The organism is Pseudotamlana agarivorans, assembly GCF_018860245.1.
GTDB classification, from domain to species: domain Bacteria; phylum Bacteroidota; class Bacteroidia; order Flavobacteriales; family Flavobacteriaceae; genus Pseudotamlana; species Pseudotamlana agarivorans_A.
The window spans coordinates 14,505-29,510 of record NZ_JAHKPD010000004.1 but is presented as its reverse complement, the minus strand read 5'-3'; the positions used below and the strand labels follow the sequence as shown (position 1 = coordinate 29,510).

General features: G+C 34.4%; 12 protein-coding genes. All 12 read right to left on the bottom strand.

The annotated features are described in order from the left end of the window. Nucleotides 1–72: 72 nt before the first annotated feature. The gene (gene ccsA, locus KO493_RS00840; protein WP_216066066.1) at nt 73–3,216 is read right to left on the bottom strand and encodes a cytochrome c biogenesis protein; all 3,144 of its coding nucleotides are present in this window, start codon (nt 3,214–3,216) and stop codon (nt 73–75) included. A gap of 94 nt (nt 3,217–3,310) precedes the next feature. Then, nucleotides 3,311–4,807: an ammonia-forming cytochrome c nitrite reductase gene (nrfA, locus tag KO493_RS00835; RefSeq protein WP_216066065.1), complete on the bottom strand. Its 1,497-nt coding sequence runs from the start codon at nt 4,805–4,807 to the stop codon at nt 3,311–3,313. A gap of 14 nt (nt 4,808–4,821) precedes the next feature. Further along, nucleotides 4,822–5,421 (bottom strand): cytochrome c nitrite reductase small subunit, encoded by a 600-nt coding sequence (gene nrfH / locus KO493_RS00830; protein ID WP_216066064.1) that lies wholly within the window; start codon nt 5,419–5,421, stop codon nt 4,822–4,824. Nucleotides 5,422–5,697: 276 nt separating this feature from the next. Continuing rightward, nucleotides 5,698–7,524, bottom strand: coding sequence for a type VI secretion system Vgr family protein (locus KO493_RS00825; protein ID WP_216066063.1), 1,827 nt, complete (start codon nt 7,522–7,524; stop codon nt 5,698–5,700). A gap of 26 nt (nt 7,525–7,550) precedes the next feature. Beyond that, on the bottom strand, nt 7,551–8,060 hold the full coding sequence (gene tssO / locus KO493_RS00820) for a type VI secretion system TssO (RefSeq protein WP_216066062.1): 510 nt from the start codon (nt 8,058–8,060) through the stop codon (nt 7,551–7,553). A gap of 37 nt (nt 8,061–8,097) precedes the next feature. After that, nucleotides 8,098–9,246: a hypothetical protein gene (locus tag KO493_RS00815; protein ID WP_216066061.1), complete on the bottom strand. Its 1,149-nt coding sequence runs from the start codon at nt 9,244–9,246 to the stop codon at nt 8,098–8,100. Between the two features lie 2 nt (nt 9,247–9,248). Next, nucleotides 9,249–10,238, bottom strand: coding sequence for a PKD domain-containing protein (locus tag KO493_RS00810; RefSeq protein ID WP_216066060.1), 990 nt, complete (start codon nt 10,236–10,238; stop codon nt 9,249–9,251). After that, a complete protein-coding gene (locus tag KO493_RS00805; RefSeq protein WP_216066059.1) occupies nt 10,231–12,054 on the bottom strand; it encodes a type VI secretion system baseplate subunit TssF in 1,824 nt (607 codons plus the stop codon). The genes KO493_RS00810 and KO493_RS00805 overlap by 8 nt, the downstream gene beginning before the upstream one ends. Nucleotides 12,055–12,095: 41 nt before the next feature. Then, entirely contained in the window at nt 12,096–12,527 is a 432-nt protein-coding gene (locus tag KO493_RS00800) for a GPW/gp25 family protein (protein WP_216066058.1), read from the bottom strand. Nucleotides 12,528–12,635: 108 nt separating this feature from the next. Beyond that, nucleotides 12,636–13,988 carry a DUF5458 family protein gene (locus KO493_RS00795; RefSeq protein ID WP_216066057.1) on the bottom strand — a complete coding sequence of 451 codons (1,353 nt, stop codon included), beginning with the start codon at nt 13,986–13,988 and terminating at the stop codon, nt 12,636–12,638. Nucleotides 13,989–14,001: 13 nt separating this feature from the next. After that, nucleotides 14,002–14,454, bottom strand: coding sequence for a hypothetical protein (locus KO493_RS00790; RefSeq protein ID WP_216066056.1), 453 nt, complete (start codon nt 14,452–14,454; stop codon nt 14,002–14,004). A 152-nt stretch (nt 14,455–14,606) separates the two neighbouring features. Then, complete coding sequence (gene tssD, locus KO493_RS00785) at nt 14,607–14,996, bottom strand: type VI secretion system tube protein TssD (RefSeq protein WP_216066055.1); 390 nt, start codon at nt 14,994–14,996, stop codon at nt 14,607–14,609. Nucleotides 14,997–15,006: the final 10 nt, after the last annotated feature.

Genomic DNA, 15,006 nt, shown 5'->3' with positions numbered 1-15,006 from the left:
TTTACGACTTATAGCGCTCTATTTCAATAATATCGCTTAAATCTCAATAATTATTGATGATTTACATTTTAATTAAATTGAATCTGATCTTTTAAATTTTTCCTTTCTAATGAATGCCAATGCAGATACAAGAACTACCAATACTAAAAGAACATATATAAACTTCGGTATCGGTAAAGGATCACCAGCCGCATAACTATGTAATCCTGATAAATAATAATTTACACCAAAGGACGTCATAATTATAGATCCAAAAGCAAAAACACTGGCTGTATTCAGCACATAGTTACTTTTTAAATTAGGTATTAATCTTAAATGCAATACCATAGCATACACTATAATACTTATTAGAGCCCATGTTTCCTTTGGATCCCAAGCCCAATAGCGTCCCCAAGATTCGTTTGCCCAAATACCACCTAGAAATGTACCTACCGCCAACACAAACAAACCAATAGTCATAGAAATCTCATTAATATATGTTAGCTCTTTAATTCTTATATCTATTTCTTTCTTAGTTTTTTCAGTTTTGAAAATCGTTAATACCAAAGCCATAAATCCTAATACTGCTGAAAGCGCCAAAGGAGCATAACTACTAACTATGGTTGCTACGTGAATCTTCAGCCAATATGATTTTAAAACTGGCATTAAATTTGTAATTTCTGGGCTTAACCAATCTAGGTAACTCACAAACAATAACGCTCCAGCAAATAATGTAGCTAGCGGCAAAGCGAAATCTGACTTCCTAAAAGTTAATAGTCCACATAACAATAAAACCCAAGAAACAAATACAAGCATTTCGTATCCATTACTCCAAGGTGCATGTTGCGCCACATACCATCTTAATATAATATTCCCAGTAAATCCTATAAAAGTTATGAGTGTCAATAAAACCCCCATATTCCATAATATATCTATTGTTTTCTTTTTAAGGAAAATTTTAGACATTGCTAAAACTAATAAAATTAAACCTAAAGCAAAATACACTTGAAATAGCCAAAAATTTAAGTTGAGTTGATTATACCAAAGTTCCGCTTCTATTCTTTTTCTTGAGGGAATGATATCCTTTCCTAAAACATCTTGAAAGGTTTTTATATATTCTAATTTTTCACTAGCAGCTACCCAGTCTTTTTTATTAACATCATTAAAATAAGTTGGTATTATTTGTTGAGCAAACTGCGCGTCTTCAGGTGGGAAATCTAAAAAATCATGTGTTTGACTGTGCCATTTATTATTTTCATCATTACTATTTGGAAATATTTTTAAATAGTTACCGGAAAACACATTATACAATATATTAAAACGTTCATCAACCTTTATAACCTCCTTGTCGAATTCATTACGCTCGGCTGGCTTCTTTTTATTTGCTTTTTCAACAACTTCACCTAATTTATATTTTCCAGCTTCATCTAATAAACCCACAAAAGACACCAAATCATCTTCGCTCACTTTTAAGTTTCTAAACAACTCCCCGCCTTTTTCAACATCTACTTTAATTAGCGGAATAAACTGCCAAATATTAGAAGCCGATTGCATCGCAAGAAAAGCTTGATTTGCATTAAATTGAAGTCGTTGTCCATTCTCGGTAAACTTAAAATATGGCTTTCGAGTTAGTTTTCTTAAAAACTCAGACGCCAATGTATTCATTGGTTTTATTCGTCCGTCTAAATCCTGTACCATTAATCGCCCAAACATTTCGGCATGCTGATCATCAACACGTAATCGTTCAATCGTATTAAGATTAATTTCTGGAGTTTTATTTTGAGAAAATCCAACGGCTGAAAAACTCAACAATACCAAAATTACTGCAGCAGTTTTCAATTTCAACTTTTTAAGTTTTTTATTAACCAATGTAAATCGTGATGATTTACTGAAAAGCGTAAAAAACATGCCTATCATCATTAAAAAATAGCCTAGATAAGTAATATTCGTACCTAGAGCGTCGTGGTTTACAGCTAAGACCGTTCCTAACTCATCAGTATCATAACTGGCCTGAAAAAAACGATACCCTTTATAATCTAATACATTATTCATATAGATTCGATGCGGAATTTCTTCTTCACCGTCTATAACAGTAACCTCACTAGCATAAGCAGATGGGCTTGTAGAACCAGGGTAACGCTCTAATTGAAAATCATTTAGTTTCACTGAAAATGGCGTAATTATAGGTTCCGCTCCATAGGACAACGTCATTTTCACTCCTCCTAGCTCGATATCATGAGTCGTTGGCAAAAATCCTTGTCTATATAATAAGGTAGAAGTTTCTTTTTTTTCATCTACTTGAACATTTACAATAAGGGCATCATCCTTCTGATCGTCATTGTCTTTTGGTTTTTCTGAAACACTAACTAAAGAAATTTTTCCTTTTGGATGATATGATAATGGCACAAATGACGCATCACCATCACGATACAATGTTCGTAAACTAATCGTATGTAAACTATCTTTAGCAATAGTACCAGCAGTTTCGGTAGCCATCACAAAAGTGCTCAAATTTCTAGGAGATAATATTTGAAAAACACCATTATTTTCAATAATATTTATGACACCTTCCTGTTCAACATCAAAACCAATCTTATGTTGATGTTGCCCAATAGACTCGATCTCCCCTTTTTCTAGATAAACCGTTTCTCTCCCATTCCCGGCAGAAACAACCATTTGAATAAGTGGTTTGCCGTCTTCAACATCATCAATAATTTCAGGAACGGCATCAGCTATAAACTCGTTAAATGAAACAGAAACATTTCTACCTTCAAAATCTGTATTAATCTCAAAATTATTATTACTCAATGGGGAAAAGTTTATTTTTTTCCGAACTGTTTTTGTTTCAGTTCCTATAGAAAGATGCACATGTAGGTAATTATTTGTTGAGATAATCATGTTAGAAGTCGCGCCTTCTCTAATGCGCATTATCCCGCCGTAGGAAGCATATCTGGTTATTCCAGCCCCTAATAATATAATTATAAATGCTAAGTGAAAAGTAAGCAGTGGCCATTTTTCCAATCGCCATAATTTATATTTATAAATATTCATTATAAAACACAAACCTAAACCAAGCATGACTAGCTCAAACCACCAGGTATCATATATCATTTTCCAAGCGGTGGCCGTGCCAAAGTCATTTTCAACGAAAGTGGCAGCCCCCATAGAAACCGCAAAAATGAATAAAAGTAATACAGCTAATGTAGGAGATGCGAAGAAGCGATATAATTTATTCATATAGAGTTGGGATGGCTTATTAAAGTAAAAGATACCTTATTATATATATAAGGTATCTTTCTCGTATTCAATTATTAAATATTTCGATGATCTTTTAATTCACTGAAGAAACCGTATTAATTGGCATTTTATCTTCACGTTCTTTAGCGGCCTCTAACCATTTTGGCAATAAGTTCTTTTTAAACTCCGCTTTTTCAGCCTTAAGTTTTTCCATATCTAAACCAATATACTCCTGCGCTTTAGCTTTGGTTGAAATATCAGGCATTTCAACAGGACTATTATGCCCCAAATTGGCCAATAAACGTGCTAATTTTACACGAGCTTCTTGTGCAATAACTAGACCACCTCCAATAACTCTTGCTGTTTCAACTGGTGAATGGAAGGATGCCCCATGAGCTGCTGCTGAATAATCCCAACGCCATTGTCCGTGACGAATATCAGTTAATATCGGTTTCATTTGTTCTTCAGTTGCACCTAAATCCCAACATTTTTTAGCCTCAACATGTGCTTTAACTAATAAACCTTCTAGTTTCAAGCGATTTTCAGAAGCTTTCTTTTGGCGCTCATAAACATTTGCGATTAGCTTACTAGATTCTTCTCTATGACAAACCTGACACGCATTTGATGTATTATTTAAAGGCGATTGAATATGGTGGTCTGTGAATTTCTGTCCACCCTCACTCTTATATGGCATATGGCAATCGGCACAAGATACCCCACGGTCGGCATGCACACCTGTAGTAAACGTTTCGTAACCTGGATGCTGCGCTTTTAACATTGGTGTTTTACTTAACTTATGCGTCCAATCTGAAAATTCAATATTATCATAATAATTCTCCATGTCTTCCACTGTCGTACCATCTTTCCATGGGAATACTAAATAAGGTACGCCTTCTTTTCCTGGAATCGTTTTGTCAAAATAATACTCTACGTGACATTGCGCACATACTAATGAGCGCATTTCATTATGTGTAGCCTGATTAATATCTTTCCCCATCGCATCAAAAGCTTCAACTAAAGCTGGTCTAGTAATTCGAAGTTTCATGGTTTCTGGGTTATGACAATCGGCACATCCAATTGGGTTTACTATTTCTTCACCTTTATCTGCCCATTTACCACTATAAAATTCAGCAACCCCAATTTCATTCATCAAACGTGGCACATCCGGACTTTTACAAGTCCAACACGTTGCAGGCATTGGTCCATCACCTTCGCCTTTAGGTCCACCTGTTCTTAAGGTATTGTGAATATCATCAATGGCATAAGCATGACCTCTACCTTGGTTGTAATCTTTAGAGAATCCATAACCTGCAAATAGAACAACAAGATTAGGATCATCCTCAAGAACATCATGAGTTGCAGAACCTCCTTGCATAGAAGCAAATGTGGTATCTAAAGTTTGCATATAAGATTGATACTCCAAAGGAAAGTTCTCTCCCCAGACTTCATTTCTTGGTTCATTTTCAGCAATGTTTACCTGAGGCACGTATTTGTATTTCGCTTCAGATTTTCTATTGACAATACTTGAAGCTAAAAGCCCCAAAAGGAATACGACAATAATGGTTACGATAAATAAGACTTTGTTTTTCATCTGCTGTACTTTTATTATTCTTTAATCTGCTCTTGCATCCACTCAGGAATAACAAGTTCGTCCTCGCGATCTGTGGGTATTGGTGCTATATTAAACTTTATGGTTGATAATCCGTGAACCTTTCCATGTGGCACTTGCTGATGGCAGCTCCAACATTGTCTTCCGGTTCTATTCTCTCTATGCCCTTCAATCCAGCCATCATACTTCGCTTGCGTGACCTGTTGAACGTGGCATCGAATACAATTGCTTTGAACCACTTCCTGTGAAGCTGGTTGCATTTCTATCACATCAGGTTCTGCGCGCATGGTAAAAACCGAAGCGTGATACAAACCATCCTTAGCTTTAAAATAATATTTGTTGAAAACGTTATCATGCGGTACATGACAATCATTACATTTTGCCCATTCACGATGCGAACTGTGCATCCAACTATTATAAACAGGGGTCATGACATGACAATTCACACAAGCCTGAGGATCATCAGACATGTATGAAACTATTTTAGACTCTCTAGCCATGAAAAGCGCTAAACCAATAATTACAGCAATAAAGAACACTGCCGTTGTTCGCCATTTGGAACTCTTTGGAGGTAATATATTCTTTTTACGTATCAATTTAAAGTTGGTCTAGAAATTAATAAAAATAAATTCCAATTTTATATCAAGCTAATATTCTATTCGAAGAACAAAAAGATTCATAAAATTGCACTTTTTAAACTGTGTTAAATTTAGTTAAATTCTATTTCTACTCAAACTTTAATACGTAAAAAACTACACAGGCGCCTTTATCAAGAATCATTTTAAATAACTCACAAATAAAAACACCATAACTAACTATATATCAAATGAATAAATTTGTTTTTTTTTGAATACAGAAATAATTTTAATCCATTATATAATTTCCACCTTCCCTGAAGCCCCTTGTAACGCGGTAATTTGTCCCTGCACTACAGTTTGCTGCCCTTTAATTTCAGTTGCAACCTGACCTTCAGCAGTGACGTTTTGCCCTTTTAGTACCGCATTTGTGTTTGCTTCTATTGTTAAATTAGCTCCACTTTTTACATTAGCATCACCATCAGCCTGAATGTTAGCAAGTCCTTTAGAAATTATCGAAGTGTCTCCATCGGAAGCTGTTTTTATTTCACCTTGAGCTTCTAATTCAATATGCTCTTCAGCGATCATTTTAATATTTTTAGCTTGAAATTCTAAATTTTCAGTTGCTGAAATAAATAAAGATTTTGCCTGAGTATCAAATGTGATAATACTGCCTTCGTTATCATATATACTAATTTTTTCCGCACCATCAGTGTCATTAAACTCTATGGTATGTCCGCTACGTGTACGAATGGCCTTAATATCATTTGCATCTGTTTTCCAAGATTCAGTTTTATTATTTCCGTTATACAAACTACCTAACATATAAGGTCGCTCTGCATTTCCTCCTTCAAAACCTACCAAAACCTCCTCGCCAATTTCAGGAATAAAATGAAACCCTTTTTCATTTCCACTATGCGGTGTAACTATTCGAATCCAAGGTGTAGTTTCTCCTGTTATTTTTTGCCAAGAAAACTGAATCTTAACGCGTGATAATCCCTCTGGATCTGCATTTTCTATGACTACCCCAGTTTGTGTCTCACTTTTAGGGATCGCTTCAAAATTGGTATGCGGAAATACATCGGTATCGGCACTTAACGCCTCAAAAGTATTATGATATTGACCATTTTCGTTATTAGAATGAGTCACTCCAATTACGCGATATCGACCTTGACTTCCAGATTCATCTTTGATATCTATAATCTTACCTATTCCAACTCCTGGATTATCGCTTTCTCCTTTAAGACATACTTGTTTACTCTCTACTGCCCTTTTTTGCTGTTCTGCTTGAACATCTATACGTTGTTTCAATCCCGGAGCATCAAAGCCATTTATCCAAACACTCGTTTCTTTAGCAAACAAAATTTCACTTCGCTCGCTTACAAAACTATGATACCCAATTGCTCCCGTATTAATTTCGGATGTTTTTTTCTGTTGATTTTCATCTAAAAGATAATCATTAGAGAAATAACTAAATTTATTGGCTAAAGGCACTAAATCTAATGAAAAACCTTGTAAATCGTGGCCATAGGTGAGCGTCAAATCTTCATCTTCTTCTGGTGTTCCAAAAATCAATTTCTTCCCGTCATAATACAACCATTCGCTATATTGCATAGCCAATCTACTTAAATAAGACCAATTACTTTCCTTGTGCTGTACCGAATAATGTAAAGTCGCTGTGTTTTTCGGATTTATTACCACACTTAATTTTGAGGCATCATAGCCTTGTAAGGTTTCCGAAATGATATCTGATAGGCTATGGTCTAAATACGAGTTATAATGTGGCCCATGATCACACAAAATTGTGGGGCTTTCCGCTTTTACAACCACTATTTGCTCACTATTCTTCCCTCTTTTATTACCAACTGAAGTTACCACACCTTTAAACTCTAAAGTTCTATAGGCTGAATACTCTGAAAAAGAAGAAAGTTGCAATGTTAAAGTCTCTCCTAAATAGTTTTTTGTAGTACTAGAAATTTCACCCTTAATATTTTCTAAAACATCAGTTCTACACTCTAAATACAATGTATGGTGTTCATTAATACTCTGGTCTAGCGTTAAACGCTTAAATGATGTTATGGCCGTATTGCCAATATAAATTTCTGTAATCGATTGTAAGGCCATAAAATAATTGCGTTTAAATAGGATTATTAGTTTCTAGAAATCCTTAAAATATCAAGATCTCGCTTGGTTTGCTCCAGTTCGTTTCTAGTTTGTTCTAGTACTTCTTTATATTCAGCAATACGTGTTTTAGCATTATCCAAACTGTGCAGTTCATTTTTTGTGGCTTGTAAATCTACCAAGGTCTCTATGATCCCTGCATACATGTTATAACGGTATGTAGAATCTTTTCTCGGAATAGACCTTTGTAAATCAGCAAGTTTACTATGAATTAATGTATTCGTAAATGGTAAGTTTTGCCCAGGTGCATCTAAAGAATCAATCATAGCTTGTACATCACCAACTTCAATAGCAAATTCCTTTTGGTAAGACATTTCTCTTTCAATATTTTCAGCGCGTTCTTTTAATAAAGCATTTTCTTTTTGAGGCACGCTGAAATTAAAAAAAACAGCCATAACCACCGTTGTCGTTGTTAGTATGAATAAGAGTAAAAACTTGATAAAACTAGATCTACGATCCTTTATATTTTTTGGTTTCATTGTGGGCTTTATTTTAAGTAAGTTCTTTTTTATTTAATTATTCCATAAAAAAACGACGGCGTTTTTTTACTTGCTCTTCAACAATTACATCTTCTTTTACAAAAATGTTAGAGTCAGATTTCTTTCCTATGTATTCTAATTCATTTAGCTTTTTAAACAAAGCACTCATTAACGCTGTAAATCCAGATACCTTTTGGAGCGCCACATTTATATCATTATGCAAATATTCTAGGCTAATCATGTCATCTAAAACCTTTTCAAAAGCACCTTGATTTACATCACACCAATCTGTGAGGTAGTTTAGAAGATGCTCCTTGCCCGTTCCTGCATGCACATCCAAACTCCCTTTAATAGTTCTCGCCAAACTAACAAGCTTTATAATCATTTCAACTGGAGAAGCATATTTATCCTTTATACGATAAGTGGTAATCACAGCTCTTAAATAAGTTAACACATCGTTAGATAATGCTAGAACCATTTTAGCTAAATCATTGGCTTGTTTTTTTTGATATATTTTTTGAATAACCTGCGTACAATAAAGTTCCATGCCATTTAAAAAAGTATCTACTTCTAAGAATGCGTATCTCAAATCGGGATGACTTTGAATAGACGTGCATGGTGGAATAAAATCATCAACTAATCGAGCTTGACCGCTATCTGTAATTAGCTTACCTATCGTGATACTATTTAAACTAATTTCTTGGTTAGGCATGGCTGTTTCGGACACTAATGAAATTTGATATGCACCTATAACAAATGGTTTTCTAACAGGCTCCTCTTCTGGATTTGAAAAACCAACTGGTATTCGCTTAAAAGGGTTTACAGACAGTACAATATAACATATCTTATTTTCAGGATTGAGCGCAAATTTATTTTTGATAATGTGTCCAGATTGCTCTAAGAAGGCATTAACTTCATCATTAATTACGATCTGATACCCCCCTAAAGTTACGGCCAAACATTTGCTTACGGTCACCAATAAATTTTCTGGTCCATCCATAGAAATAGACAATTTCACCGGCAATTCACGATCTCCAGGGCTAGGTAATAATCCATAATTATTTTGATGCACGTAATTGCTATGCATCACCATTAATTGTTGCATCATAGAATCCTCAAAACCAACAAAATGATCTTTATTGATTTTCATGCCATCTACCCAGTTTAACCTGTGTTTATATTCCATAATTAAAGAATTTTTCTATTATATTCTAGATTAATATTCTCAATACAATTAGAGCCTTCATTTCTAAAAATAGTTAATCGTTTAATTTTTATATTCTTCCCTCTTATTTTCTGACAAAAGACTAAAAACGTGGTGTTTTTACCGTTTACGACTATAGATTTATTAATGCTTCCGCAGAAATATATTTCCAATTGCTTTTCCGTAATCTTTTCATCTGACACTTTTAAAATTTCTACTTTAAAATCTGATTCACTAATAAAGGGAATTTTTTTCTCCACATTTTCTTCAGCAGCTTCAACTTCAGGTTCATAAGGAATATCCCAACCCAATTCTCTTTCTTTAGGTTTGATTCGCTCTAAAGGCTTTTCTTCAATTGCTTCAGCATAAACCCTTATACGCTGTTTAGCCATATGATTAATATCTCCATTAACTACTAATGTGATCGTTTTTAAACCAAAATCGGTATAAGTATATTCAGCCGTTTTCGTCGTCGCATTGGCGTTTGCCGTTTCACCAAAACGCCATTCCCAGCTATAAGCTCCAGCAGTGCTATCGGTTAGAATTAATTTTTGCCCTACTGTAACACTATCTGGCACAATTAAATTGGGGATTTTATTAGGATCTAATACAAACTTTTTTTTCTTTATAATAACAGTTTGAGTTGTTTCACAGCTATTATTCACCTTAAGTTTAACTTCATATTTACCTGGTTTCGAATAAACATGCAGGGCCTCTCTTTTAGTAGAAACCGCAGAACTGTCTCCGAAATGCCATTGCCAACTTTCACTTTGTTCCGTGAGATCTGTAAATTTCACCAACTCACCTACGCGATAGGCTCTAGAATTAATATCCATTACAATTTGCTCACATGGAAAATCGGTAAAAATCCTATATGCTAAAGCGGTTCCTGATGCTAGGAAAACACATAGAAAAAGCACTATGACATTCTTATCAAGATATTTTGTTATAGTTTCATTACTTTTCTTATTCATACTTTAATTGACTATTAAGATGCTTTAATTTAATTTTATAAGGAAAAATATTTACAGATTGTTTTTTTAGAACAGCTAATAAATTTTCATTTAAATAATCCCATTCATAAGCTTTCAAAGCACTGTTTTCACTTGGTGTAAGAACAATTTCGATACACTGTAACACCCCTTTGTTTACGGATATATCTGTTATGACCCCCTTTTTTATTTCAATAGACTTGACATTTTCGGTGTACAACTCATAACAAAGCGCTTTTAAATCTTCTTCTGTTACAATCCGGTTTTTTGTTAATGTTATGCGCCTGTAGGCTTGAAGGCGCTGCGCCATTGATAAACTGTTGCGACCTCCAAAAACAGGTCTAATAAAATAACTGCTTTTAGGTTTTAAATGGGAACCTTTATAAATTTCAAGGCTTTTACCCGACTTGATATGGTTTGCTTCTTCCCCATTAATCGTCCAGTAAGTCACTTTGACATTCTCATTGCCAGTATAAGGGTTTAAATAAACGTAATTCGTATAAACACCATCATGCACCACTTCATTAACCTTCTTTTCTATAGAAGCAATGGTTTGATTTAGAGTAGTTAAGTTATTCTGTAGAAATTCGTGATTAAAAAAAGTAAAGGCGGCACTTTCATCTTTAAGTAATTCTAACAAATGCACGATATAGTCCTGAGCTTTTCTAGAATCTAATTTACCTACATTGTCACTTCGTAAAAAATAACTCCCTTGATAACCATCTGCTGTTTGGGCACCTTCATTTTTATAGATTTGCCCTGAAGTGTTTTCAATGGTCTGAACATCAAAAAACGGATCTTCAGAAAGAATAGGAATAATATCAATGAAATTTCTCATTTGATAAGTAAACCGATTCCTTTTTCTATTTATCACAGGAAAAGCATTAATCGCGCAGTATAATTGCTCTAATGATTTTGAACTAATAATACTCGAAAATTGCACCTTAATCCATAAAATATTTGTTGCTAAAAATGCCTCTTGATCTTCTGCTTTTAATTTTTCTAATTCCGCGTATTTTGGGAAATTGCTAATCGAATTTTCCAATTTCAAGGTTACAAAATGCTTTTGATAATACTGATTAACATCCGCACATAACGTATCAGACTTGCTTACCACACCATTAATAATACGATCGAGTTCCGCGTTATTATCGACATCACCATTATGATAACCATTAACTGTTTCTATTTTTTGTTCACCTAAATACCATGTAGCATTACGTAAGTGATGATAAAAAAGTTCGCTATTTGAAACGCCTAAATACTCAAAATAAAATGAAATATCTTTCAAATCAATTTGCTTATGGTCACTTTCAATACCTAGAAATAATGTGGTCTGATCAGGATCAGATTTTGTATTTAATCTACGCGTTAAGTCTTTTGATTTTCGACCAGAAAAAGTAAATAATTTTTGACCAGAAACCATGTACTTAAGCCTTGCGTCTAACAGATTCGTTTCTTGGGTTGGTGTGAAAAACACATCTTTATGCCCCTCACCAATATTCGAAGAAGCCTTCCTTTTTTTATAAAATAATTGATGCTCTGGAGTGATTATACTTTTAGGTTCTACAGACTCACAATAGGCAATGGCATGGGCTGGTTTTACATCGAAAGTTGATGATGGTGTCATGAGCTGAATAAGTCGCTCGGTAATTCTATTTTGAGAATCATTAATATCTCCAGAGAGCTTTTCTATCTCTGAAGCACAAGCTGAAAGTAATAAAGAAATTAATGGATCGAATGAATCGGAAACCTCATTATTAGGGATGTTCCAAAGGCTAGCTGCCTTTTTCATCATGCGGTTTTTTATATCCTCTTTAGTGCTATAACTCATAACTATTAATAGGATAATGGCGCGATGAAAAAATGTTCTTTATAACTAAAAGCTTCATTGATTTTTTTTATAACCCCATTAACTGAAATGGATACACCTTTTTTAATTCTACTTTTTTCACGGCGAAGGTTTATTTCCTCCTGTGCTATATGAACGTCAAATTCAATATTTGAAAGTCGTGTTTCGTATGTTTTTAGTGATTTTATTAAAGATTCTAACACCATGGTCCTAAGCTTATTATCCGACCCAATATTATTGAAGTCCACATCCCATATCGCACTTCCAAAAGAAGGATCGAAGTGGCACTCTCCAAAACGCGTTGTCATAATCAAATGGATATAATTGGCTATTGACACCTCGATATTTGATTTTTCAATCGACCTATTTTGGATTAATGCTGTAGCATTTAAAGGAAACTTATAATAATTATGTTGCATCAGTTAAGGAAAAGAAAGTGTAATGAAGTCTGCTGTATTTATAAACTTTAAACCAAAAAAGCTCCCTAATTTATTATAGGCAGCTATTTTGGTTTTATCACCTAGTTATTATTGCTCCGCATAATCGGTATCCCATTCTGCGCCTTCATCTCCTTTTTGTCCATCCATAGAAATAAGGAAGTTTTTAGCTGGAAAATATGGTTTTAAACGGATGTCAACATGTATTTTATCCTTTTGAAATTGATCTTGTTCAAATCGTTTAATATCAAAGTTTTCAATAAGTTTATCTGGTCCTGTGACACCATCTAAAAATTTTACGATTTGCTTTAAAATTTCATTTCTCGTTTTAGTATTGAAGTTTTCAAACGCACGACGGTTTAAGAAATCCATTAACACTTTAGATATGTAATCAAACACACGAACTACAGAGTACGTTTGTAACCCAATATTATCCCCGTTAAATAATGTTTTAGCAGAAAAGGCCATAACTTTACCATATTCGTTTACCATGGGCACCAATCCTAGATTTTCCAAAACGGCGATCTCACTCTTTTTTAAGTCAAAACTTACAGCCTCCACTTCGCTTAACCCACCATGTTTTTTACCAGCCGTAACCTGAGACATTAAGGTTTTATACATGGTTCCTGCTAAAGCCCCAGAAGGCGGGATAAAAAGATCTTCTTCTTCACCTAACTCCGTTTCCTTTGGTCTTCCAACTAACCAATTACAAGTCATAATTGTATTAGAAAGATATGCATCACCACTGGCCAAATTAGCACTTTCAAAAAGCTCCATAACATCATCTGCCTCATCTAGGTGTGCAAAATCAGTAACCATAGTTACTTTATTAGCATGTGCCATTTTAGCCCATTTGTCCACTACCGACTTACTTCCTAGGTACCCAGGAACAACTAGTAAGGCGTAATTATCTCTTAAATCTAAACGGTCGTAACTGGATACAATTTCTTCACGGATATAATCAAAAAATCGCGTATTATCCAAATCGGCTAATTGCTCTAATTCAGCATTTACAATCGTCGCATTTTTTATAGCAGATTCATCTGTGTTCTTATAAAATAAAGCTACCGAACGGTAAGAAGCTTCTAACTCTCTTGTTGAGTTTAGAGCTATTTTTAAATTCTTTTTTAATACCTGCTTCGCCTGAACTTCCTTTTCATTCGTTTTTTCAATAAGATCGATTAAATCGCCCTCAGAACTTAAGGTCTCCTTCCAAAGTTTTAAAACCTTAAGTAGTTCGGTGCGGTCTTGCTTTTTATTATTCTCTGTTAGGAAGATTTTACGACGGGCTTTACGATCAGGGTTTAAATTTTGAATATCATCAATTGCAGATTCCAAAAGATCAAACCCGCCAAATTTAGCTAATGCATCAGATTTCTCTAATATTTGCTCTACATATGGTTTTTCAAGTAAACCTTGCTGACTATTTTCTATTTGTGCCATAATTTGTATTTCTTTATTTAGAAGCGCTCAACTCTTCAATTAACAATTCCAAAGTGCTAATTAATCCTGCTTTTGATGTTTCATCTTGCAAAGCCTGTTTTAAAACTTTATTGGTTTTAAGTTGCTTAATAACCTTGTTGTATTGCTCACTTTCTATCTCAAGTCCTTTTAAAAAATCACTACTTTCGGTAATGCCTTTTTTTCCAAAATCACCTAAATTAGTAAACCTGGTCACTTCATTAATTGTTCCCCCCTCCTTGTCTTCGTACGCGATATTTATCTCGGGTTGAAAATGTTCGAAAACTGCGTCTACAGACCTTAAACCCTCAACAGCTACTGGTTTAATAGGAGTATTAGGTGTGAGTTTCCCAGCAATTAGTGTTCTATTTTGTGGAATTTCATTTAATGCTTCACCAGCATCAATATCTGTTACATTACCACCTAGTCCTACTTTATTGGATGCCATAATTATATATTTAAAATTTATTTTTTTACCTCGCCAAAACGGCTTCATGTTTAACTAAAAAAAGAACAAAAAGAGCATGCATGAAAAAACATAAACACCCCCTTTTTGTAAAATCATTTCAATAGACTTTTAAAAAGGTCTAATCACTGAAATTAAACAGGCCACTCATTTTCATGAATTCCTCCTCCACTAGAAAGTACTTTAGCAGAGATTGTAAATGTTTGAGTAAGTGGATTGCTTCCGTTTGCATCAAAATCTTCTCTGTAATAGGTTAAATACCCTTCTTCGAAAGTAATTTCTTTGAGTTTGGCGTCGGTGTCTCTTTTTGTAAATTCAATAGAGCCATCTCTACGCTCAAAACTACTGCATTGCCACTCGAATAATTCGGTTCCTCCAGTCGATTCGATTACAACTTTAACTTCACCACCTCTAGTTACAGAAGAGGGTCTACCCGTTGCATCAGTTTCTTGTTTAAGCGCATAACTACAACTTAACACGTTGTACTCGTTTCCGCCTACTTTTAACTTTGTTTTAAAAGCCATAATAACTTGT